Below are 21,296 nucleotides of genomic sequence, written 5' to 3' on the forward strand. Positions count from 1 at the left end.
CAAAAAAACGGGAGCTCAACAGCTCCCAATTTTTAACGGATTCAGCGCGGTGGATAGTTGGTAAGGATGCGGGCGACCGTCTCACGAATGGCATTGCTGCGATCCTGCGGATTCGGCTTGCTGGCGAGCATCTGCTCATCGCTGCCGCGCCACACCAGTTTGCCGTCCTTGCCGTCGAGCAGGTCGATCTGGATGGTCGCGACCTTGTAGGTGATGTTGCGCGTTTCGTTGTACATCGGCGCGCCCCAGTAGCCGTTCCACGGGCCACCCCAACCGCCGCCGTAATTGGTCGTCACTTGCTGCTGACGATCCTCGACGATCAGGTAGGTCTGCACGTTCAGATCACCCTTGGCGCCCGCCGCCGCAGGACGCAACCCGCGCTGGTCGAGCTGATCGGCCACGGCTTGGCGGATGCGTTGCTCGGTCAGGTCGCTTTTGATCCGCGGATCATCGGGGCGATATTGCAGGGCGGGGTCTTTCCAGCTCCAGCTGCGATAGGCGGCAAAATCGCGACTGGCATCGAAATCGTGATTGACCTGGTTGGCGGCGCAAGCGCTGAGCAGCGCGGCCATGGCCAGTAAAGCGAGACGGCGGAACATGGGTTTTCTCCGAGTGAAGACATGAACCTGCGGAAGCTTCGAATGGGCAGGAAGCTAACTGGGAGGATACGCCGACATGGCCTTTTCCACAGCCTCGCGGATCGAATCGGTGCGATCGATTTCGCTGCCCTTGTTCGCGGTTTCGGCACTGGCACTCCACACCGGTTGACCGCTGCCGGCGTCGAACAGGTTGACCTGTACCACCACGACTTGCTCGGAATAGGTGCGCACGATCGGCACCGTGTTGTACATGCCGTAACCGCGACCATATCGATCATAGCCGCCGTATCCGCCGCCGTAATAACCGTAGTCGTCCTGGACCTGACGCAAACGGGTTTCCAGACGTAGATCGGCGCTGACCAACAGGTCGGCCGGGCGATTGTCGTGCAACGGGCGCAAACCGCGCTGATCCAGCGCGTTGCTCACCGCTTCGGCCACTTGTGCCGAATCGGCCCAGGCCGTGCCCGGCGGCAGTTGCCCGTTGAGCCAGGCCCAGCTGCGGTAGCGTCCATAATCACGCGGCGGCGCCGGGTAAGCGCTGCGATCAAAAGTGTTGGCCGCTTGCGCCGGTGCCGGCGGCAAGGGTCGCGATTGCGCCACGTACGGGTTGCTGCTCTGGCAAGCAGCCAACCCCAGACAGATCAGCAGTAACCCGGATTGAGCTTTCATGTCGCGCTCCGATCAGATCGGCCGGCAGATCCAGTGCAAGTAGCGCCCAAGCCCGGCGAAGCTTGGGTGACGGCGGTGAGCGAGCTCCATCTCGAGCAAATCCACGAGTTCAGCGCGGGCCTGGAATTCCACCGGCATGTAGTCGTGGAAAACCCGGATCCCGCTTTGGGTTTCGACCTGCCACAGGCCTTCGAGTTGCGTTGCCAATTCCCTTGGGTCGAGGGGCTGTTGCGGGGTCAGGCTTTGCTTTTCCCCGGCCATGCTGTTCTTGCGCATTTTCTTGAAATGGCCTTTGAGCAGGTTGCGGTAAATCAGCGCATCGCGGTTGTAGAACGCCAGCGACAGCCAGCCACCAGACTTGGTCAACTGATGCAGCACCGGCAGGATCGCGTGGGGTTCGGCGAGCCATTCCAGCACGGCGTGGCAAATCACCAGATCGTACGGTTCAGTGAGTTGGCCGAGCAGTTCCTGCCACGATGCCTGAATGAACGTCGCGGTTTGCCCGGCTTCAGCGAAACGCTGGCGCGCGCCTTCAAGCATCGGTGCGGCCGGTTCGGTGAAGGTGACGTCGTGGCCGCGCTCGGCCAGCCACAGCGACATGTGGCCGAGGCCGCCGCCAATGTCGAGCACCCGCAACGGACGATCCGGCAGCGCCTCTGCGAGGTCGGCCTGCAACACCGCGAGACGAATCGCGCCTTTGGCGCCGCCGTAGATTTTTTCGGCGAAACGCGTCGCCAACTGATCGAAATGCCGGTCGCTCATCAGCTGAACCGCCGTTCGCTGTCGGCGAGCTTGGCGCGCACCACTTCATTCATGTCCAACCCCAACTCGCTGCACAGCAGCAACAGATACAGAACGATATCGCCGACTTCCTGCCCGGCGTGGGCGAGTTTGTCCGCCGGCAACTGGCGCGACTGGTCTTCCGTCAGCCACTGGAAAATCTCCACCAGTTCAGACATTTCGACGCTGGCGGCCATGGCGAGGTTTTTCGGGCTGTGAAATTGCCGCCAGTCATTGCGGTCGCGAATGGCGTGCAGGCGTTCGGTCAGTTCAACAAGGTTCATCGGGCTCTCCTGAAGGCGTATAGCTTCGGGGGGATACGACCTGAAGGCAAGCGTAAACCCTGTAGGAGTGAGCCTGCTCGCGATGATGTCATTACATTCAACATCATCGTTAACTGACACAACGCGATCGCGAGCAGGCTCACTCCTACAAGGGCGGTGCAAACCTTCTATCATGCAGGGAACTCGGTCACCCGCGTTGTGGCCCAAGGCTCAGCTCTTTCATCAGGATGCACACATGCAGGTAGAAAGCTTTTTCGAATGGCTCGGGCAAGCGCTCGGTTCGATCATCCGCTTTATCGTTGATGGCCTCAGTGGTTTGTTCAACATTCTGAGCAATGCCGGCGGCAACTTTGTCGACGGGCTGGCGAAGACCCTGGGCATGGACACCTCGATCATCAGTATCATCGCGCTGATCGTCGGGCTGATGCTGTTGTGGTCAGCGATTCGGGCGTTCATGAATGCGTCGATCATTGCCGGGATCATCTGGTTGTTGCTGGGGTTGTGGTTGTTGAGCTGGATTATTCATTAACCCGTTGAAGAGCCCCTCACCCTAACCCTCTCCCGGAGGGAGAGGGGACTGAATGGGGGATATTCAAGAGCTACACCGACTTGAGCGAGCTTCAGCGAATCCATAATCGGCACATTCTCTCAGGTCGATGGATGACGCCAGACACCTCGGTCGGCCCCCTCTCCCTCTGGGAGAGGGCTGGGGTGAGGGTGGCTTCTACCGCTACAATGCCGCTCCCCCAAGGAGCTCGCATGTCCACTCTGATCGCCGACTGGCGCGACCGCCCAACGCACCGCAAGGTCTGGGCGCTCGCTGCGCCGATGATTCTTTCCAATATTTCCGTACCGCTGGTGGCGCTGGTCGACAGCACCGTCATCGGCCACTTGCCCCACGCCCACCAATTGGGCGCGGTGGCGGTCGGCGCCAGTCTTTACACCTTTCTCGCCTGGGCCATGGGTTTTCTGCGCATGGGCACCACCGGTTTTGCTGCGCAGGCCGCCGGGCGCAGCGACGGCGCGGCGTTGCGGCAGATTCTGCTGCAGGGCTTGCTGCTGGCGATGGGGTTGGCCCTGGTGCTTGGCACGTTGGGTGTGCCGCTCAGCGGGGTCGCGCTGCACTTCATGCAACCGTCGGCGGAGCTGGATCAGCTCACCCGGGATTTCTTCCACACGCGGTTGTTCGGCCTGCCAGCGGCGCTGGCCAGTTATGCGCTGGTCGGCTGGTTCCTCGGCACGCAGAACGCCCGGGCGCCGCTGGCGATTCTGCTGAGCACCAACCTGATCAACATCGTCCTTAATCTGTGGTTCGTCATCGGCCTGGACTGGGGCGTGGTCGGTTCGGCGCGGGCCTCGGTGATCGCTGAATGGAGCGGTGCCCTGCTCGGCCTGTGGCTGACCCGCAAAGCGCTGCGGGCCTATCCGGGGCACATTGTCTGGGTGACATTGAGGGTTTGGCAGAGCTGGCGCCCACTGCTGGCGGTCAACCGCGACATATTCATCCGCAGTCTGGCGCTGCAATCGGTATTTTTTCTGATCACCGTGCAAGGCGCACGACTGGGTGATGCCACAGTTGCCGCCAATGCGCTATTGCTCAATGGCTTGCTGCTGACGGCCCATGCCCTGGATGGTCTGGCCCACGCCGTCGAGGCCTTGTGCGGGCACGCCATCGGTGCCCGTGATCGCCTGGGCTTGCGCCGATCACTGGTAGTCGCCGGTGGCTGGTCACTGATCGCGAGCCTCGGCTTTGCCCTGCTGTTTGTACTGGCCGGGCACTTGTTCATCGAGATGCAGACCAACATCCAGAGCGTGCGCGATACCGCGTTCACCTACCTGCCCTACCTTGCCGTTTTGCCGTTGATTGCGGTCTGGAGCTACCTGCTCGACGGCCTGTTCATCGGCGCCACCCGCGCGCGGGAAATGCGCAACGGCATGCTCATCTCGGTGGTATTGCTCATGCCTTTTGCCTGGGCACTGCAAGGTCTGGGCAATCACGGTCTGTGGATAACATTTCTTTTATTCATGGTGCTGCGCAGCCTGACCCTCGGAGCGCAAGCCTGGTGGCTCAAACGCAATGACGGCTGGTTCAGCGGCGCCGCTCACTGAATCGGCGTGTGCTTGATGAAACCGACCACTTGATCGAGCACTGGCGCCAGTCCCCGCAGTGGCCTCGACAGCGTCGCCACCAACGTAATGTGACTGGGCCGCGAATAGTAAAGATCCTGCACCGATAGCCCGACCTCGCGCATTTTTCGCGCCAGGCCCGCGGTGTTGCGCGCCGGGTCGACCAGATCATCCCTGCTCGCGGCGATGAGCAGCGCGGGGGGCGCACCGCGACTGACGTGGTTGATCGGCTGTGATTGCGGCGGTGAAAGCGGCCAGAAGAACACTGGACGCACGTCAGGATTCTCGATCGGCAGAAAATCGTAGGGCCCGGCCAGACCGATCCAGCCGCGCAGATCCTTGGGAGACATTCCGACCGCGCCAAGCAGATTGGCGTCCAGGGCCAGCATTGCCGCGTTGTATCCACCAGAGCTGTGCCCCATCAGATACATCCGTTGTGCATTGCCGGAAAACTCGCGAATGTGCGTTCGGGTCCATGCCACCGCTCGCGCGCTGTCCTCAAGAAACAGCGGATAACGCACCTGCGGATATAACCGATAGTCCGCCACCACCGCGACAATCCCGCGAGACGCCAGCGCCTCGCCGACAAAGATGTAATCGTCGCGCGACCCACTGTTCCAACTGCCGCCGTAGAAAAACACCACCACCGGCGCACCGGCCAATGCGTGACGTGGTACGTAGACATCAAGCTTCTGCCGGGGATCGTCGCCATAAGCGATACCCGTGGTCTTGTCGTACGTTTGACTGGGGGTCAGCGCATTGAGCACTTTCACTGGCGAACAGGCGCTCAGCGCCAACATTAGAAGAGCGCCGGGCATCAAGCCGAGCCCCTTGCGAAAAAAACCTGCCATAGGCGCCGAACCTCACTTCAAGTCTGATCGCCGCGCCACTGACGTCGCACATGTTCAAGCCGTTCCTGCTGGGTCAAGCCCTCCGGTGGCGGCACCAGCACGGCTCGCGGATGCAGCAAGCGTAGCCATAACCAGGCGTCGAGCACCGAGCGATCGCTGAATCCCAACGCCAGGCCTTGTTGAACATGGGAGGCCATCGCCGCGTAGTCGGTTCCCAGCGATTGACACCAGCGCCAGATATGCTGCTCCAACAAACAGGTTTGCAGGCGTTCGCGCTGACGGCGAGTGAGGCTCTCCTCGACGCTCAGTGGCTCGACAGCCAGCCCCGGATTGCGCAACTGCTGCCAGCCCTGACTGCCGATAGCACGGTCGGCCCACGTTCCGCCGAACCAGCGCAACTGGCGGATCGGCCCGAGCCAGCGACTCAGGTCCGCGGCATCACAGGCGTCGAAAAAATAGCTCGCGGTCTGACGGTTGTAATAACTGAGCAAAGCCCGATGACTCAGCCCGAAAGAGACCGTGAGCATGCACTGCAAATGACTCAGCAGATCCTGCGCCGATGCCTCGCTCGCGAGCAACAACCCGCGCCATGTGTCCGGATCGCTGTAACACAACGACGCCAGTGCCGGACAACCGCGCAAGTCGACCAGCACCGGGCCGTATTCACAAACCGGAGCAAACTCAGTGCCGTCGAACAACCAGAACCGCTGCGCATCGGCGAATCCCTGGCGCAAAATCGTCAATGCCCGCGTCGCATCCGGGCCATCGAGCAGCAACCACTGCGCCATCGGCTCGCGCGCCGCGCCACTCATGTTGCGCCGCTCTGTTCAAGCGCGGTCACTAGCCGACAACTGCACACGGCTTGCGAGCAGTGGCTGAAACTGCCGCCGCCGGGGATCAGGCACAACAGCAATAACGGTTCGCCAGAGGTCAGCAGTTGCTGCAAGCCTTGACTCACCAGCCTGTCCGGTAACGCTGGCTCATCGCTGATGTCCGCCCCAGCGACCGACGGCTGTAGCACGCCGCTGATCATCGGCTGATCCGGATCGCCTTCAAAGAAACTCACCACCACTTCGACACCCTCGCTCAGCGCTGACAAAGGCGCGTCGACCAGGGCTGGTGCAAGTGGCAGCCAGCAATGACTCGGCGCCGCCCCTTCGCCCTGATAAAGCCAGTCGAACTGCACCGCCACGGGTCTGAAGCAGTCGGGCTGCGGCTCGTCCACCGTCACAACCCAGGCCCGTTGCAGGCTGTGCATGCGCAGTCGTGTCGGCACAGTGGCCGGCAGGCACGAAGGCAGTTGCAGTGTCGCAAACAGACGGTTGGCATAAGGAAGGTCGAGCGATGGATCAGCGCTGTGCTCGATACGGGTCAGCAACCAATGGCGATTGCACTCGGCAAAAGGGTGCCCGGCCAATCGCAGCCAATAACCGCTGCGTAACGCCGCGAGATGACTGCAGCCTTCGGCACTGTGTGCCGGCCTTGCGTCCGGCGGCGCGGACTGCAAGGTTTCCTGAAATTGCCAATGGCGCACGCCGGGGGACACGCTCTGACTATCGGGCTCGTCCCGATACAGCACGGTGCCAGCCAAGGGCAACTGCGTCGGATCATCACCGAATACCAGGCAATGCCGGTCAGGCCCGTGTTCGAAAAAGTAGTGAATTCGCGCCTGTGCACACAAGCGCTGGAGCAGTTGCAGATCGGATTCGCGGTATTGCGTACAGAACGTGCGGACGGGGTAATCGCCGTGCAATTCGAAGCGGCGCTGAGCGCCGATAATTCCGTGCTCCCTGAGCACCTGCTCGATGATCTGTGGCACCGAACAGCCACTGAAGATGCGTTGGCTGATGCGCAAGTCGAGACAACCCAGTTTCGGCCCCAGACGGATCCGGCACAATCTTGAACCGTGCCCGTGTTCGTGCTGGACGAGGCTCTGCAATTGCCCGTGTACGCCCTCCCCCGACGCCCCGAAACACAGGAACGCCGAACGGTAAAGCAGGTCGGCAAGGTCCAGTTGCGGATCGTCGATCAACACATCGATTTCGAATGCAAAGGGCTCGCTCAGGGCTTCGCTACCGGTAAAGGCCAGGACTTCGAATGGGTCGGACAGGCCCGCTACATCGAGACGAAACGAGGACTCGTTGGCTTGATCGAACATAGGCGGTTCTCTACAGGAGGGGCGGTCGGGGATTCTCGCCGAGAGCCATGGCCGAGTAGAGAGCTGAAGTACAACTTAGGAAATGACCTACGCGAAAAGCAGACCGGATGACTTTGCTGGCCGGGACCGGCAAGCATTTCGCGAAGATTTTGGGATGTATCCCACCGGGTCATCTGAATTTTCCACAGCTAGTGGGAACATTTCAGACAACCCGGCGAGATCGCCACCTGACCTCAGGAAGACAGGTAGGAGGAACGGGTCAGGCCCAGACGCAAGGCATCGAGAAATTGCGTGCGCTCGCTGGCACTGATGCGGGCACTGGCGCACTTGTCGCGGTAGTGAGTCATCAGTTCTTCCGGCGACAAGTGCACGTAACGCAGCATGTCTTCGATGGTGTCGTGGGTCTCGATGCCGGCGTGGTAAACACTGCCATCGGCGTTCTGGTAGATGTTCACCGAGTCGGTGTCACCGAACAGGTTGTGCATGTCGCCGAGGATTTCCTGATAGGCGCCCACAAGGAACACGCCCAGCAGGTAGTCTTCGCCTTCATTCAAACCGTGTACCGGCAGGCTGGTTTCGATGCTCTGCTCGTCGACGTACTGGTTGATCTTGCCGTCGGAGTCGCAGGTCAGGTCTTGCAGCACCGCGCGGCGCAGCGGCTCTTCGTCGAGACGGTGCAGCGGGATGATCGGCAGAACCTGATCAATCGCCCAGGTGTCCGGCAGGCTCTGGAACACCGAGAAGTTGCAGATGTACTTGTCGGCCAGCTTGTCGTTGAGTTCGTCGAGTACCTGACGGTGCGAACGCTGACGGGCTTTCAGCGAGTTGTGCAGGCGACGGCAGACGGCGAAGTAGCACTGCTCGGCCAGGGCTTTTTCAGCCAGGGTCAGTTTGCCGTCGGCGTACTGCGCGGCCACGTCGCTCATGTAGTGCGTGGCGCGCCAGTAGGTTTCGGTGACCATTTCGATGTCGGTCGGCCCGAGAAGATCAACCAGCCACTGCACGGTCTCCGGTAACGCTTCCTTGTTTTCGATCTGCGGGATTTCGTCGTTGTGCTTCTCAACGTCGGTCACCTGCACGACCAACATGGCGTGGTGCGCGGTCAGCGAGCGGCCACTTTCGGAGAAGATGTGCGGATGCGGCAGGCTCTGCGCATCGCAGAATTCCTTGAGCATGCCGACCACAACACCGGCGTAATCGTCCATGTCGTAATTGATCGAGCTGGCGTTGCGCGAGTGCGTGCCGTCGTAGTCGACACCCAGACCGCCACCGACGTCGATGTGATCGACCGGCAGTCCGAGGTTGCGCAGCTCGCCGTAGTAACGGATCGCTTCTTTGAAACCGTGCTGATAGTCAGCCAGGTTGGCAATCTGCGAACCCATGTGGAAGTGCAGCAGGCGAATGCCTTGATCCAGGCCCGCCGCGCGGAAGCGCTCGACCACCGACAGCAATTGTGCGGCCGACAGACCGAATTTGGATTTCTCGCCACCGGTGTCCGCCCACTTCGACGAGGCCAGCGACGACAGACGCACACGCAGGCCGACCTGTGGCTTGACCTTCAGCGAGGCGGCCTCTTCGATCACCAGACCGACTTCGGATTCTTTCTCGATCACGATGAACACATTGTGGCCGAGCTTCTGGCCCATCAGCGCCAGACGAATGAACTCGCGGTCCTTGTAACCGTTGCAGACGATGGTGCCGCCCTTTGGCGCCAGCGCCAGCACGGCCAACAGTTCAGGCTTGGAGCCGGCTTCCAGACCGATGGAAACGTCCTGAGTGGCGATGATGTTCTCGATTACCGCTTCTTGCTGGTTAACCTTGATCGGGTACAGCGCGGTGTATTTGCTCTGGTATTCCAGGCGCTCGATGTTCGAATCGAAGGCACCGGTCAACTGGCGGACACGGTCTTGCAGGATATCGGGGAAACGAACCAGCAACGGCAAGGACAAACCGCTTTTGCGCAGTTGGTCGACTTGCTCGAACAGGTCGATAGGCGAGCTGCTCGGTCCGTTCGGACGAACTTCGACGCGACCGGCGTCATTGATCGCGAAATACCCGGCCCCCCAATGGCGAATCCCGTAAACACTGCGGCTGTCCGCAACTGTCCATTGGCTGCCATCGTCTTTGCGTGTGCGTCGTACGGACATCGAAGTCCCCTATAAAGAAGTCATAGTGCGTCGCCTGATCTCAGGTCGGCGCATTCTAAAGAATGAAAATGACGGTTCGTCAGCGCGGCGGTAGACCGCGCTGACCGCGTGGAGTTTAGAAACCGGTCATGAACAGGCTCTGTGAAAACCATGGAGACGACGCCGGATCTGAACTGCTTCAGCGCCGGATCAAGCCGCAGGTGGGTTTCACAGAGGCTGCTAGCCGCCGGACTTCTTCGCTTTGAAACCGTGCTTGATCAGCTCAGCCAAGAGTAGCTCGACATGATCGCCCTGGATTTCGATGATGCCGTCTTTCAACGCCCCGCCGGTGCCGCAACGTTTCTTCAACGTTGTCGCCAACTCTTTGAGCGCGTCTTCAGCCAATGGCACGCCGGTGATGGTGGTCACCGTCTTGCCGCCACGGCCCTTGCTTTCACGTCGCACGCGGGCAATGCCGTCGCCGGCCGGGATCACGGTTTGTTTGCAGATACAGGCGTCCACCGGCTTGCTGCATTCCGGGCAATGACGACCTGCGTCGGTGGAAAATACCAGGCCGCCCAAGGCGGCGAAGGATGCGGCTTTTTTGGCCACCGGCAATCCTCTTGGGAGGACAAAGACTGATCGCAACCTTGGGCAAGGTCAGCGACCGCGAAGCCCCACTCAGGCAGGGGCAGCGCTACTGCACCGGATGCTTCAATAAAAGCAGGACGGTGCAGCTTGAAAAGGTCGCGCAGTGTAACGGCAAAAATGCGACTTGCTAAGTGCCAATCGGCGCCAATTTATGTGTTCTTTGCGACGTCGCTTTGCTGCGCCTTCAGATAGCGCTTCAACGCGGCCAGAGAGTCCGGGCAGTAAGGCTTTTGCTGGATTTCCTGCATGACCTGCTCGACCGGAATAAAGCGTGCTTCCAGCACTTCTTCAGGCTGCAGTTTGAGCGGGCCGTCCCATACAGCGGAAAACGCCGAACACCAAAGACGATTGCCGGTGTCTTCGAAGAAGAAATGGTCATGGGCCGTCAGCTCTACGCCGCTGACGCCCAATTCCTCTTCCAGCTCGCGGGCTGCCGACTCGGCGTAGGTCTCATCCGCCTGCACCATGCCGCCTGCCGCAACATCCCAGTAGCCGGGATAAATCGCCTTGCTCAAGGTGCGCCGATGTACACAAAGGTCCCCGGCGGAATTGAACAACATGATGTACGTGCCACGGCCGATCAGCCCACGCTCGCGCAAATCCGCGCGCACCAGAGCGCCGAGCAGGTTGTCCTGCTCGTCGACCCAGGCGATCTGTTCAGCATCGGAGGCGGCGCGATGGGCCGCCTCTTTGGCGTTCTGGCTCATGAATCAGCCCTGATTGAGCAGTTGACGCAAATCGATCACAGCAGCGTTGGCACGGGAAATATAGTTGGCCATGACCAGCGAGTGGTTGGCCAGCACGCCGAAGCCACTGCCGTTAAGAATCATAGGACTCCAGACCGGTTCCTGCGAGGCTTCCAGCTCACGAATGATCTGACGCACGCTGACGGTGGCGTTCTTCTTCGCCAGCACATCGGCGAAGTCGACTTCGATGGCGCGCAACAGGTGCGACAGCGCCCAGGCCTGACCGCGTGCTTCGTAGAACACGTTGTCAATCTGCATCCACGGGGTCTCGACGACCTCTTCGTCAACCTGCGGCACTTCGCCGATGGCCGGCACTTCGGTTTTCAGTGCAGTGTTGAGTTTGACCCGGCCAACACTGGCCGACAGGCGTTGCGACAGCGAACCGAGACGGGTGCCAACATCGCCGAGCCAGTTGTTCAGGTTGTCGGCGCGGGCATAGAACAGCGCGTTTTTCTGGGTTGGATCAGACAGGCGCGCCTGATAGCGGCTCAGCGAGTTGATGCCCTCCTGATATTCCGACTCACTCGACGGCAGGATCCAGCTCTTGTTGTCGAAGTTGAAGCGCGGTTCGGCTTTGGCCAGATCGGCGTCTTCCGCCGACTGCGATTGCGAACGGGCGAAGTCTTTGCGCAGGGCACGGGTCAGGTCACGCACCTGCACCAGTACGCCGTATTCCCAGCTTGGCGTGTTGTCCATCCACAGACCTGGCGGGAAGCGGTCATTGGAGATGTAGCCGCCCGGTTTGTTGAGCAAGGTGCCGGCAACGGTCTTGAGGGTTTCGACCGTGGTGTAGCCGATCACCATCTGCTTGCCTTCTTTCTCGGCAGCTACCTGAGCGTTTTGCGCAACCGGAAATAGCGCCGGCTCCTGGCTCCAATACCAGCCAAGGCCAATGGTCACCAGCAGATAAATGCCGATCAGCGTGGCCAATGCACGGCTGAACAGCACCCCACCGACATAGCTGCGGGTGGCCGACTTGGGCTCGGCGGCACGTTCAGGCGCGCTGCCCGCGCGGTTTTTCCAGTCCAGCATGGCGATATCCTTTCAAATCTTGGGTTCAACGGTTCGACCACAACCATACAACAACGTGCCAAGGCCGGGCACCCGCGAGTATAGATAAGCCGCAAATCATGTGGGCGAATGACGCTTCGACGCTCACTAAGGGAATCCCCGATGCCCACGCTTCAGCCCATCGGATTGAAAACCATCGCAAAGGTCATTCACTGTACGGATAAAAGCACCACTGCCCCGTCATCCTGACCACCCAGCTTAGTCAGGGAATGCCCGGCCTACGGGGACTTGTCAGACACCAAGGTCAAAAACAAAACCGCCCGGTCAGAAACTGAATGGTGACGCATTGCAGATTATTGACGTACGACACTCGTGTAAGGGAAAAGAGGTGCTAGCATAGAGCCACCAGTCGATCTCAGCATGCAGCCTAACTAGTAGTCAGGATATGACCGAGCCAGAAGACCCCAGCCGTGAGCGTCTCAAGCACCACTTTGCCCAGCGGGTAATTCATCAGGCACGTCAGATTCTTGAGATATGGCAGCGCCTGCAACGCAGTGAGTGGTCCACTGTCGACCTCGCCGAACTGAGCGAGGCTAACCTGCGCCTGCTGCGTTTTGCCGAGCGCTTCGAACAGCCGGAACACACTCAGCTCGCGCGGCACATCAGCCAATCGCTGGAAGCAGTGGACGCCAATCGCGGCCGCCTCAGCAGCGGCCTGATCACCGACCTCAATCGCTTGATGCAGCGCTTGTCGCGCACCGGCTTGCGCCATGGCGATCAACTCGACCAGACGTTCCTGCCACCACTGCGTAAACCGATCTACGTGATGCTGCAGGATCACGACCGCGCCGAACGGCTGGCCAAACAACTTGAATTCTTCGGTCTGAGCGCGCAGGCGCTGGACAGTGTTTCGGCCTTTCGCTCCTCGATGGTCGAGCGCCTGCCGGCCGCGATCGTCATGGACGTGGATTTCAGCGGCGCTGGCATCGGCCTGAAACTCGCCGCCGAAGCCCAGGTCGGTTTGGAAGAACCGCTGCCGCTGCTGTTCTTCAGCCTGCATGAAACCGACACGCCGACCCGCCTCGCCGCCGTGCGTGCCGGTGGCCAGGAATTTCTCACCGGCACGCTCGAAGCGTCGAGCCTGCTGGAAAAAATCGAGGTCCTCACCTGCGTCGCGCAGTACGAACCTTATAAAGTACTGATCATCGACGATTCGCGTGCGCAAGCCTTGCACACCGAACGCCTGCTCAACAGCGCCGGCATTGTCACCCGCACCTTGATCGAACCGATTCAGGCGATGGCCGAACTGGCCGATTTCCAGCCCGACCTGATCATCCTCGACATGTACATGCCGGCCTGCACCGGTACCGAACTGGCCAAGGTAATTCGCCACAACGACCGCTATGTCAGCGTGCCGATCATCTATCTGTCGGCCGAGGACGATCTGGACAAGCAGCTCGACGCGATGAGCGAGGGCGGCGATGACTTCCTGACCAAACCGATCAAGCCGCGCCATCTGATCACCACCGTGCGCAACCGCGCCGCCCGCGCGCGCAATCTGAAAGCGCGGATGGTCCGCGACAGCCTCACCGGCCTCTATAACCACACGCACATTCTGCAATTGCTCGAAGACTGCTCGTTCCGCGCCCGCCGCGAGAACAAGCCGCTGAGTTTTGCCATGCTCGACATCGACCACTTCAAACGGGTCAACGACAGCCACGGCCACCCAATGGGCGACCGGGTGATCAAAAGCCTCGCGCTGTTTCTCAAGCAGCGTTTGCGCAAGACCGACTTCATCGGCCGCTACGGCGGTGAAGAGTTCGCCATCGTCATGCCCGACACCGATATAGAAGCCGCGCACAAAGTCCTCGACGAAATCCGCCAGCGCTTCGCCGAGATCCACTACCCGGCGCAGCCGCAGGATTTGTGGTGCACCTTCAGTGCCGGCGTGGTGGAAATGCACGACGACTGCGACAGCCTGATGATGGCCAGCCAGGCCGATGAGGCGCTGTACCGCGCCAAGGGTGCCGGACGCAATCGCGTGCAGACCGCGCGGGAATCAAAGCAAAGTGCCACTTTTTCATCAGATTCCACTGATTCGGTCATAACCCTGTAACAGAACCGCAATAAATTCAGGCGCTTACCATTTCTGCCGTTGGTAGCCGTCATGCGCCTGAAGTTGCTCACCAATCTCAATACGCTGCTGCTGGTCGCCGTGTGCCTCGCACTCGGCGCGACGTTGTGGTGGTCGCAAAAAGCCCTCGAACGCCCGTATCTGTTGATGGAGCGTTATCTGGGACTGTCGCAGCAATTTCAGAACGAGGTGGCGCGCAACGTCGAGGACTATCTCGCCAGCGGTGACGCCCTGCGCCTGAGCAGCGCCAGTCAGGCCATCGATAGCCTGCGCAAAGAACTCGATGAGTTGCTGCCGACGCTGGCCGCCCCCCTGCGCCCGAGCTTGACGGGGCTGGAAGAATTCAGCAAAACCGACCTGCTCGCGGCCGGCAAACTGGCCGGTGATCCGCAAGCCTTATTGTTGCAGGCTGAGCGCGAACTGAGCGCCAGTCTCGATCAGCTCAGCACTTACGCCAACGGTAACGCGGCTTATCTGGCACCGCTGCTCGCCGCTTCGCAGCATTTGGGCAAACTGTCGCTGGCGCGGGACAAACTGGTCAGCAGCGGACGCAGTGAGCTGGCCGCCGATGTAGAGCGCGAGGTCAGCAACATCCGCTCGCAGGCCCAAGCGATTGATGCCCTGCCCCTGCTCGGCGTTGTGGCCAAGAGTGAATCGGGCAGCGACGATTTCGCGGCGATGATGGGCATCGAAAACACGGAAAAAACTGTCGCGGAAGATGCTGGCGTCGGCCTCAAGCGTGAACTCAACAGTTTGCTCGGACGTTATCCGGCGGAGCTTGAGCGCACCCGCGATCAGATTCAGAAGCGCACTGACCTCAGTGCCGCCACCCATCAGAAAATCGCCGCAGTGCAGCAAGCCATTGCCGGACTGGAGCCAGTCGTGCGCGCCCAGCACGGCCAGATCCAGGGTGAAGTACGCTTGATGCAAGGCGTGATGATTGGTTTGATTCTGCTGATCGCGCTGTTGATCGACACCTTGCAGCGGCGACTGGCCCGTACGCTGACCAATCTCGCGCCGGCACTATCGACCTGGGCCGAAGGCGATTTCAGCCGCGATATTCAACTGGGCAAGACCAACCGTGAACTGCACGACATTGAAGCCTCGCTCAACCGCTTGCGTGCGTATCTGGTGGATCTGGTCGGGACCATTCGCGGCAATGCCGAACAAGTCGCGGGCAGCAGCCGCACCCTCGCCGAGCTGAGCAACGACTTGCACAGCGGCGCCGAACATCAGGCCGGCGATACCGCGCTGATCCGCGATTCGCTCGGCGAACTTGAAGCGACAATCCAGCAGGTTGCCGGCGATGCGCAGCAGGCCGCTGACGCCAGTCGTCATGCCGGACTGGCGGTCGAGCATGGCCAGACCGTGATTGGCCAGAGCCTCACCGGCCTGCACGCATTGGTCGGTGAAGTACAAGGCAACGCGCAGATGATCGAACATCTGGCCGAAGAGTCGGCAACCATCGGTGGCGTGTTGACGGTGATTCGCTCGATTGCTGACCAGACCAATCTGCTGGCCCTCAACGCGGCGATTGAAGCGGCGCGCGCCGGCGAAATGGGCCGTGGTTTTGCCGTGGTGGCCGAAGAGGTGCGCTCACTGGCACAACGCACTGCCGGTGCGACAGCCGAGATTCAGACGCTGATTGCCGGCCTGCAAACCGCGGCTCGTCAATCGGTCGAAGGCATGCGCGCGCAGGTCGAACATGCCGAAGCCACCGCCAGTCAGGCGCAAGCGGCGGACGGTGCGCTGGATAAGATTGTCGGCGCGATCCAGACCATTTCCGACACGGCGATCCGCATTGCCGATGTCACCGCGCAGCAAAGCGGCGCGGTCAGCGAGATCCGCGATCACAGCGAGCGGATTCATCAGTTGGGTGGGGATAATCTGGTCCGTATCGGCCGTGGGCGCGAACAGGGAGAGAATCTGCTGGTATTGGGCGGGCAATTGCATACAGCCGTTCAGGCATTCCGCGTCTGATAGACCGCTATCGCGAGCAGGCTCACTCCTACAGGGAACGCATTTCAACTGTAGGAGTGAGCCTGCTCGCGATAGCGTCATTTGCATCACCGCATATCTTGCGGAATGACCGGATCAAATCACTCGGTCACATATTTCGCGCAAACATCGGCCATCGTGCTGGCTATTGCATAGAACTGGACAGTCACAAAGTCTTTGCGGCATAGTCGCCGGGTTCTGACGACTGCTCATTCATAACAAGGACTACGCAGATGGCAACCCTCCTGGTGCTGCACGGCCCCAACCTGAACCTGCTCGGCACCCGCGAACCCGGCACTTACGGTTCAACGACCCTGGCGCAGATCAATCAGGATCTGGAGCGCCGCGCCCGTGAAGCCGGCCATCATCTGCTGTATCTGCAAAGCAATGCCGAGTACGAATTGATCGACCGGATCCACGCCGCGCGCGGCGAAGGTGTCGATTTCATTCTGATCAATCCAGCAGCTTTTACGCACACAAGTGTCGCATTACGTGACGCGTTGCTGGGAGTGAGCATCCCATTCATCGAAGTGCATTTGTCCAACGTGCACAAACGCGAACCTTTCCGCCATCACTCTTACTTCTCCGATGTAGCGGTGGGAGTGATCTGCGGCCTTGGCGCCAGCGGTTACCGACTGGCCCTGGAGGCCGCACTAGAACAGCTTGAAACACAGGCAACGACTTGAAATACAAGCGTTAAGCGCCCCTGACCGACCCTTGGGAGTTGATGATTCATGGATATCCGTAAAGTTAAGAAACTGATCGAATTGCTGGAAGAGTCCGGCATCGACGAGCTCGAGATCAAGGAAGGCGAAGAGTCCGTACGCATCAGCCGTCACAGCAAGACCCCGGCTCAGCAGTACTACGCGCCGGCGCCGATGCAAGCACCGGCTGCCGCACCTGTTGCTGCTCCGGTAGCTGCTGCAGCCCCGGTTGCCGCTGCCGCCCCTGCGCTGAACGGCACTGTTGCCCGTTCGCCGATGGTCGGCACCTTCTACCGCAAATCTTCGCCAACCTCGCCGTCCTTCGTTGAAGTCGGCCAGACCGTGAAGAAAGGCGACACTCTGTGCATCGTCGAAGCCATGAAGATGATGAACCACATCGAAGCTGAAACCAGCGGTGTGATCGAGTCCATCCTCGTCGAAGACGGCCAGCCGGTTGAGTACGACCAACCGCTGTTCACCATCGTTTGAACTGCGGAGAGCCTTTGATGACTGCGAAGTTGGAAAAAGTTCTGATCGCTAACCGCGGTGAGATCGCCCTGCGGATTCTGCGTGCCTGCAAAGAGATGGGCATCAAGACCGTCGCCGTTTACTCCAAGGCCGACAAAGAGCTGATGCACCTGGGTCTGGCAGACGAATCCGTCTGCATCGGCCCGGCGTCTGCCGCTCAGTCCTACCTGCACATCCCGGCCATCATCGCTGCCGCTGAAGTGACTGGCGCTACCGCCATTCACCCAGGCTACGGTTTCCTCGCGGAAAACGCCGATTTCGCCGAGCAGGTCGAGAACTCCGGCTTCGCCTTCATCGGCCCGAAAGCCGAAACCATCCGCCTGATGGGCGACAAGGTTTCGGCCAAGCACGCGATGATCGAAGCAGGCGTGCCAACCGTTCCAGGTTCTGACGGCCCGTTGCCGGAAGACGAAGAAACGGCGCTGCGCATCGGTCGTGAAGTCGGCTACCCGGTGATCATCAAAGCCGCTGGCGGCGGCGGTGGTCGCGGTATGCGCGTGGTGCACAAGGAAGAAGACCTGATCGCCTCGGCGAAACTGACCCGCTCTGAAGCAGGCGCGGCGTTCGGCAACCCGATGGTGTATCTGGAAAAATTCCTGACCAACCCGCGTCACGTGGAAGTGCAGGTGCTGTCCGACGGCCAGGGTCATGCGATCCATCTGGGCGACCGCGATTGCTCGCTGCAACGTCGTCACCAGAAGGTTCTCGAAGAAGCGCCGGCACCGGGCATCGACGAGAAGGCGCGCGAGGAAGTACTGGCTCGCTGCGTCAAGGCGTGCATCGACATCGGTTACCGTGGCGCCGGGACTTTCGAGTTCCTCTACGAGAACGGTCGTTTCTACTTCATCGAAATGAACACCCGTGTTCAGGTGGAGCACCCGGTTTCGGAAATGGTCACCGGTATCGACATCGTCAAGGAGATGCTCAGCATCGCCGCTGGCAACAAGCTGTCGTTCACGCAGGATGATGTGGTTATCCGCGGTCACTCGCTGGAATGCCGGATCAACGCTGAAGACCCGAAAACCTTCATGCCGAGCCCGGGCACGGTCAAGCATTTCCACGCGCCAGGCGGCAACGGCGTTCGCGTCGATTCGCACCTGTACAGTGGCTATGCCGTTCCGCCGAACTACGACTCGCTGATCGGCAAGCTGATCACTTACGGCGCGACCCGCGACGAAGCCATGGCCCGCATGCGCAATGCCCTGGACGAAATCGTGGTTGACGGGATCAAGACCAACATCCCGCTGCACCGTGATCTGGTTCGTGACGAAGGCTTCTGCAAGGGCGGTGTGAACATTCACTACCTCGAGCACAAGCTGGCTGGCGAGAAGCACTAAGCTTCAACCCGCACCAGACAAAGCCGCCTTCGGGCGGCTTTGTTGTTTCTGCAGGTTTCACAAGCCCCTTGTGGGAGCGAGCCTGCTCGCGAAAGCGGTGTATCAGATCCATATGCATTCACTGACACTCCGCTTTCGCGAGCAGGCTCGCTCCCACAGGGTGCAATGCATCTCCCACAAACCCAGCGCGCTCGCGTAAACTTGCGCGCTTCTCGCCGGCCGCTAGGCTGCAATCAATATTTTTCAAAGGTGCCCGCCATGCCTTGGCTGCAAGTACGTCTCGCCATCAGCCCGGAACAAGCCGAAACCTACGAAGACGCTTTCCTTGAAGTGGGCGCCGTATCGGTGACCTTCATGGACGCCGAAGATCAGCCGATCTTCGAGCCGGAACTCAATACCACCCCGCTGTGGGCGCACACGCATCTGCTGGCGCTGTTCGAAGGCGGCACTGAACCGGCACCGGTTCTGGCCCATCTGGAACTGCTGACCGGCAGCCCGTTGCCCGAGCATCACAGCGAAGTCATCGAAGATCAGGACTGGGAACGCAGCTGGATGGACGGCTTCCAGCCGATGCGCTTCGGCCAGCGCCTGTGGATCGTGCCGAGCTGGCACGCCGCGCCGGAGCCTGATGCGGTCAACCTGCTGCTGGATCCGGGCCTGGCCTTCGGCACCGGCACCCACCCGACCACCGCGCTGTGCCTGGAATGGCTCGACGGTCAGGATCTGAAAGACTGCAACGTGCTCGATTTTGGTTGTGGCTCGGGGATTCTGGCGATTGCCGCCCTGCTGCTCGGCGCCAAGGAAGCGGTCGGCACCGACATCGACGTGCAGGCGCTGGAAGCCTCGCGCGACAACGCCGGGCGCAACAACATTGCCGACGAACTGTTCCCGCTGTACCTGCCGGAAGATCTGCCGCAGGTTCAAGCCGACGTGCTGGTCGCGAACATTCTCGCCGGCCCGCTGGTTTCGCTGGCGCCGCAATTGTCCGCGCTGGTCAAGTCCGGCGGTCGTCTGGCGCTGTCGGGCATTCTCGCCGAGCAAGGTGAGGAAGTCGCCGCCGCTTATGCGCAGGACTTCGACCTCGACCCGATCGCCAACCGCGATGGCTGGGTGCGCATCACTGGCCGTCGGCGCTAATATGACCGCCTGCATAATCCGGATCGCCGCATGACCGACAGCTTCGTCACCCAGTGCCCGCATTGCCAAACCAGTTTCCGCGTCAGCCATGCTCAATTGAGCGTGGCCCGCGGGGTGGTTCGCTGCGGCTCCTGCCTGCAAGTGTTCAACGCCGCCAAACAGCTGCTGGAACAACACGCCGGCAAGGACGCGGTGACGCCGGTTGCACCGTCGGTTGTCGAGCCGCCGCCGATTATCGAGGCCCCGCCGGTTGTCCAGGCGCCGGCCATCGTCGAACAGCCCGCGCCGCGTGCCATCAGCCAAAAGCAGTGGAGCGCGTCCGAGCTGGATCTCGACAGCCTCGATCTGGACGAAGAACTGGCCCGCCTCGAACAACGGGAAATCCAGCCGACCACCGAATTCGGTCGTCCACGCGAAGATGCCCTGAGCGCACGCCGCGACACCCCTGAACCGGATGAAACGCTCTGGCGCGACAGTCTGTTCAGCGAGCGCGCCGATGAACACACGGCTGAGCCCGAGGACGACGAGGCAGAAATCGCCGACATCGAACCGGTCAAATCCGAGCGAACCGAACCTTCGCTATCGCTGGAACCGGTGGATCTGGATGACGAACCGGCAATCCCGCATCTGCGCCTGCACGACCCGATCGACCCGAATGCCCGCCGCGAGCGCTTGTCGGCCAGCGACGAAAGCGCTGACGACGACTTGCCATCGATCGAGCCGCTGCGCAAAAAACGTGAGCGCGCAGAACCCGGCGTACGCGCCGAAGTGCTGCAGGACCTGACCGACGACCCGCTGCAACTGGACTGGCAGAAACGCCGCTCGCCGTGGGGACGTCGCTTGCTTTGGCTGGTGTTGGTCTTGCTGGCGGCAGGCGGACTGGCTGCCCAGTACATCTCCTATCATTTCGATGAACTGGCCCGGCAGGATCAATACCGCCCGTGGTTCCAGCAAATCTGCCCGCAGATCGGCTGCACGGTGCCGTCCAAAGTGGACATCGCCCGAATCAAGAGCAGCAACCTGGTGGTGCGCAGCCATCCGGAGTTCAACGGTGCGCTGGTGGTCGACGCAATCATCTATAACCGCGCGACATTCTCCCAGCCATTTCCATTGCTGGAGCTGCGCTTTGCCGACCTCAACGGCCACCTGATCGCCAGTCGTCGCTTCAAACCCGGCGAATACCTCAGAGGTGATCTCGAAGGTCTGGCGGAAATGCCGCCGCAGACGCCGATCCACATTGCGCTGGACATTCTCGATCCAGGCCCGAAGGCGGTGAACTACAGCCTGAGTTTCCACTCGCCCGAGTGAGTCGCTTCATCGTTTCTGAATTGACGACGGTTTTCTGACTTCGCCACCCCACAACCAAACCGGTGGCGATAACAGAATAACTGTTCAGATTTTGTTCAATTCAGCCTTTATCCAGTCATCGAGAGCGGGTATCATGCCAACCCTTTTT

20 protein-coding genes are annotated in these 21,296 nt (G+C 60.6%); 9 read left to right on the forward strand and 11 right to left on the reverse strand.

Annotated features, from left to right (window positions below):
- Positions 1-41: 41 nt before the first annotated feature.
- The 4 genes from ACOYXJ_RS06065 to ACOYXJ_RS06080 are packed head-to-tail and all read right to left on the reverse strand — an operon-like array spanning position 42 to position 2,332.
- A complete protein-coding gene (locus ACOYXJ_RS06065) occupies positions 42-599 on the reverse strand; it encodes a DUF4136 domain-containing protein (protein ID WP_150706232.1) in 558 nt (185 codons plus the stop codon).
- Between the two features lie 54 nt (positions 600-653).
- Positions 654-1,268: a DUF4136 domain-containing protein gene (locus ACOYXJ_RS06070; RefSeq protein ID WP_223027582.1), complete on the reverse strand. Its 615-nt coding sequence runs from the start codon at positions 1,266-1,268 to the stop codon at positions 654-656.
- A gap of 12 nt (positions 1,269-1,280) precedes the next feature.
- Positions 1,281-2,030: a methyltransferase gene (locus ACOYXJ_RS06075; protein WP_460368458.1), complete on the reverse strand. Its 750-nt coding sequence runs from the start codon at positions 2,028-2,030 to the stop codon at positions 1,281-1,283.
- A complete protein-coding gene (locus tag ACOYXJ_RS06080; RefSeq protein WP_007914625.1) occupies positions 2,030-2,332 on the reverse strand; it encodes a MazG-like family protein in 303 nt (100 codons plus the stop codon). Before ACOYXJ_RS06080 ends, ACOYXJ_RS06075 begins: the two co-directional genes overlap by 1 nt.
- Positions 2,333-2,567: 235 nt before the next feature.
- On the opposite strand from ACOYXJ_RS06080, the gene ACOYXJ_RS06085 reads away from it, so the two are divergent.
- Both ACOYXJ_RS06085 and ACOYXJ_RS06090 read left to right on the forward strand, forming a co-directional pair.
- Positions 2,568-2,861: a hypothetical protein gene (locus ACOYXJ_RS06085; RefSeq protein WP_064388791.1), complete on the forward strand. Its 294-nt coding sequence runs from the start codon at positions 2,568-2,570 to the stop codon at positions 2,859-2,861.
- 230 nt (positions 2,862-3,091) lie between these two features.
- Positions 3,092-4,441, forward strand: coding sequence for an MATE family efflux transporter (locus ACOYXJ_RS06090; protein ID WP_460368461.1), 1,350 nt, complete (start codon positions 3,092-3,094; stop codon positions 4,439-4,441).
- Here the strand turns inward: ACOYXJ_RS06090 and ACOYXJ_RS06095 are convergent.
- From ACOYXJ_RS06095 to ACOYXJ_RS06125, 7 genes are all read right to left on the reverse strand, one after another.
- Positions 4,435-5,310 (reverse strand): alpha/beta hydrolase, encoded by an 876-nt coding sequence (locus ACOYXJ_RS06095; protein ID WP_460368463.1) that lies wholly within the window; start codon positions 5,308-5,310, stop codon positions 4,435-4,437. The genes ACOYXJ_RS06090 and ACOYXJ_RS06095 overlap by 7 nt on opposite strands.
- A gap of 17 nt (positions 5,311-5,327) precedes the next feature.
- A complete protein-coding gene (locus ACOYXJ_RS06100; protein WP_095121960.1) occupies positions 5,328-6,122 on the reverse strand; it encodes a DUF4123 domain-containing protein in 795 nt (264 codons plus the stop codon).
- Positions 6,119-7,468 (reverse strand): type VI secretion system Vgr family protein, encoded by a 1,350-nt coding sequence (locus ACOYXJ_RS06105; protein WP_150795282.1) that lies wholly within the window; start codon positions 7,466-7,468, stop codon positions 6,119-6,121. Before ACOYXJ_RS06105 ends, ACOYXJ_RS06100 begins: the two co-directional genes overlap by 4 nt.
- 233 nt (positions 7,469-7,701) lie before the next feature.
- Positions 7,702-9,615, reverse strand: a complete 1,914-nt coding sequence (speA, locus tag ACOYXJ_RS06110; RefSeq protein ID WP_102901631.1) for an arginine decarboxylase — start codon at positions 9,613-9,615, stop codon at positions 7,702-7,704.
- Positions 9,616-9,834: 219 nt separating this feature from the next.
- Complete coding sequence (locus tag ACOYXJ_RS06115) at positions 9,835-10,206, reverse strand: translation initiation factor Sui1 (protein WP_007914613.1); 372 nt, start codon at positions 10,204-10,206, stop codon at positions 9,835-9,837.
- Between the two features lie 188 nt (positions 10,207-10,394).
- Complete coding sequence (locus ACOYXJ_RS06120) at positions 10,395-10,952, reverse strand: NUDIX hydrolase (protein ID WP_460368466.1); 558 nt, start codon at positions 10,950-10,952, stop codon at positions 10,395-10,397.
- A gap of 3 nt (positions 10,953-10,955) precedes the next feature.
- Positions 10,956-12,023: a DUF2333 family protein gene (locus ACOYXJ_RS06125; RefSeq protein WP_186612831.1), complete on the reverse strand. Its 1,068-nt coding sequence runs from the start codon at positions 12,021-12,023 to the stop codon at positions 10,956-10,958.
- Positions 12,024-12,447: 424 nt separating this feature from the next.
- Between ACOYXJ_RS06125 and gcbA the strand changes: the two genes are divergently transcribed.
- The 7 genes from gcbA to ACOYXJ_RS06160 all read left to right on the forward strand — a co-directional run bounded on the left by gcbA (position 12,448) and on the right by ACOYXJ_RS06160 (position 21,148).
- Positions 12,448-14,118 carry a diguanylate cyclase GcbA gene (gcbA, locus tag ACOYXJ_RS06130; RefSeq protein ID WP_127925682.1) on the forward strand — a complete coding sequence of 557 codons (1,671 nt, stop codon included), beginning with the start codon at positions 12,448-12,450 and terminating at the stop codon, positions 14,116-14,118.
- A gap of 954 nt (positions 14,119-15,072) precedes the next feature.
- The gene (locus tag ACOYXJ_RS06135) at positions 15,073-16,116 is read left to right on the forward strand and encodes a methyl-accepting chemotaxis protein (RefSeq protein WP_460373092.1); all 1,044 of its coding nucleotides are present in this window, start codon (positions 15,073-15,075) and stop codon (positions 16,114-16,116) included.
- Between the two features lie 251 nt (positions 16,117-16,367).
- A complete protein-coding gene (gene aroQ, locus ACOYXJ_RS06140; RefSeq protein ID WP_007914604.1) occupies positions 16,368-16,820 on the forward strand; it encodes a type II 3-dehydroquinate dehydratase in 453 nt (150 codons plus the stop codon).
- A 48-nt stretch (positions 16,821-16,868) separates the two neighbouring features.
- Positions 16,869-17,327 (forward strand): acetyl-CoA carboxylase biotin carboxyl carrier protein, encoded by a 459-nt coding sequence (gene accB / locus ACOYXJ_RS06145; protein ID WP_095121948.1) that lies wholly within the window; start codon positions 16,869-16,871, stop codon positions 17,325-17,327.
- Between the two features lie 17 nt (positions 17,328-17,344).
- A complete protein-coding gene (accC, locus tag ACOYXJ_RS06150) occupies positions 17,345-18,703 on the forward strand; it encodes an acetyl-CoA carboxylase biotin carboxylase subunit (protein WP_150795279.1) in 1,359 nt (452 codons plus the stop codon).
- Positions 18,704-18,961: 258 nt separating this feature from the next.
- Positions 18,962-19,840, forward strand: a complete 879-nt coding sequence (prmA, locus tag ACOYXJ_RS06155) for a 50S ribosomal protein L11 methyltransferase (protein WP_150795278.1) — start codon at positions 18,962-18,964, stop codon at positions 19,838-19,840.
- Positions 19,841-19,870: 30 nt separating this feature from the next.
- Entirely contained in the window at positions 19,871-21,148 is a 1,278-nt protein-coding gene (locus tag ACOYXJ_RS06160; RefSeq protein WP_095121944.1) for a DUF3426 domain-containing protein, read from the forward strand.
- Positions 21,149-21,296 lie beyond the last annotated feature (148 nt).

The organism is Pseudomonas sp. Tul2A7, assembly GCF_054790505.1.

Bases quoted from the DNA above. Each gene is read 5' to 3' on its own strand.
- ACOYXJ_RS06065 (WP_150706232.1), bottom strand. From the start codon at position 599: ATGTTCCGCCGTCTCGCTTTACTGGCCATGGCCGCGCTGCTCAGCGCT.
- ACOYXJ_RS06070 (WP_223027582.1), bottom strand. From the start codon at position 1,268: ATGAAAGCTCAATCCGGGTTACTGCTGATCTGTCTGGGGTTGGCTGCT.
- ACOYXJ_RS06075 (WP_460368458.1), bottom strand. From the start codon at position 2,030: ATGAGCGACCGGCATTTCGATCAGTTGGCGACGCGTTTCGCCGAAAAA.
- ACOYXJ_RS06080 (WP_007914625.1), bottom strand. From the start codon at position 2,332: ATGAACCTTGTTGAACTGACCGAACGCCTGCACGCCATTCGCGACCGC.
- ACOYXJ_RS06085 (WP_064388791.1), top strand. From the start codon at position 2,568: ATGCAGGTAGAAAGCTTTTTCGAATGGCTCGGGCAAGCGCTCGGTTCG.
- ACOYXJ_RS06090 (WP_460368461.1), top strand. From the start codon at position 3,092: ATGTCCACTCTGATCGCCGACTGGCGCGACCGCCCAACGCACCGCAAG.
- ACOYXJ_RS06095 (WP_460368463.1), bottom strand. From the start codon at position 5,310: ATGGCAGGTTTTTTTCGCAAGGGGCTCGGCTTGATGCCCGGCGCTCTT.
- ACOYXJ_RS06100 (WP_095121960.1), bottom strand. From the start codon at position 6,122: ATGAGTGGCGCGGCGCGCGAGCCGATGGCGCAGTGGTTGCTGCTCGAT.
- ACOYXJ_RS06105 (WP_150795282.1), bottom strand. From the start codon at position 7,468: ATGTTCGATCAAGCCAACGAGTCCTCGTTTCGTCTCGATGTAGCGGGC.
- speA (WP_102901631.1), bottom strand. From the start codon at position 9,615: ATGTCCGTACGACGCACACGCAAAGACGATGGCAGCCAATGGACAGTT.
- ACOYXJ_RS06120 (WP_460368466.1), bottom strand. From the start codon at position 10,952: ATGAGCCAGAACGCCAAAGAGGCGGCCCATCGCGCCGCCTCCGATGCT.
- ACOYXJ_RS06125 (WP_186612831.1), bottom strand. From the start codon at position 12,023: ATGCTGGACTGGAAAAACCGCGCGGGCAGCGCGCCTGAACGTGCCGCC.
- gcbA (WP_127925682.1), top strand. From the start codon at position 12,448: ATGACCGAGCCAGAAGACCCCAGCCGTGAGCGTCTCAAGCACCACTTT.
- ACOYXJ_RS06135 (WP_460373092.1), top strand. From the start codon at position 15,073: ATGATTGGTTTGATTCTGCTGATCGCGCTGTTGATCGACACCTTGCAG.
- aroQ (WP_007914604.1), top strand. From the start codon at position 16,368: ATGGCAACCCTCCTGGTGCTGCACGGCCCCAACCTGAACCTGCTCGGC.
- accB (WP_095121948.1), top strand. From the start codon at position 16,869: ATGGATATCCGTAAAGTTAAGAAACTGATCGAATTGCTGGAAGAGTCC.
- accC (WP_150795279.1), top strand. From the start codon at position 17,345: ATGACTGCGAAGTTGGAAAAAGTTCTGATCGCTAACCGCGGTGAGATC.
- prmA (WP_150795278.1), top strand. From the start codon at position 18,962: ATGCCTTGGCTGCAAGTACGTCTCGCCATCAGCCCGGAACAAGCCGAA.
- ACOYXJ_RS06160 (WP_095121944.1), top strand. From the start codon at position 19,871: ATGACCGACAGCTTCGTCACCCAGTGCCCGCATTGCCAAACCAGTTTC.